This is a genomic window from Acinetobacter sp. WA-87 (genome assembly GCF_039938935.1).
In the GTDB taxonomy this organism is placed as follows: Bacteria; Pseudomonadota; Gammaproteobacteria; order Pseudomonadales; family Moraxellaceae; genus Acinetobacter; species Acinetobacter seifertii.
The window spans coordinates 1-625 of the sequence record NZ_JBDUVF010000015.1; the positions used below are offsets into that span (position 1 = coordinate 1).

A 625-nucleotide genomic window follows, 5' to 3' on the forward strand; every position below is an offset into this window, starting at 1 on the left:
AGTATAGCTACCGTTCACCACACTCAAGCTTGGTGCAGTTGCACTGCCGTCTTGAGTAAAGGTTGCTGTCCAGGTCACACCGTCTGTGGTCGTCAAGCCAGTCAACGTACCACCCGCCACTGCCACATCAGTTGCATCAAAGCCAGTTACCGCTTCACTGAAGGTGAAGGTCACTGTGGTGCTTTCACCCGCAGCAAGGTTCAGGTCAGTCGCACTGATCGCAAGGGTCGGTGGTGTAATGTCCGCAGTTAAGCCTGCAAGACTCGCACCTGAACCTGGGTTACCTGCAAGGTCAGTATAAGTGTTATTTGCAACACTCAAGCTTGGTGCAGTTGCACTGCCGTCTTGAGTAAAGGTTGCTGTCCAGGTCACACCGTCTGTGGTGGTCAAGCCAGTCAACGTACCACCCGCCACTGCCACATCAGTTGCATCAAAGCCAGTCACCGCTTCACTGAAGGTGAAGGTCACTGTAGTGCTTTCGCCCGCAGCAAGGTTCAGGTCAGTGGCACTGATCGCAAGGGTCGGTGGTGTAATGTCCGCAGTTAAACCTGCAAGACTCGCACCTGAACCTGGGTTACCTGCAAGGTCAGTATAGCTACCGTTCACCACACTCAAGCTTGGTGCA

General features: G+C 53.8%; 1 protein-coding gene. It reads right to left on the minus strand.

Translation table 11 applies throughout. The features are described from left to right. The coding region (locus ABFY81_RS18815; protein WP_347914389.1) for an Ig-like domain-containing protein at positions 1-625 on the minus strand (625 nt) is incomplete at both ends.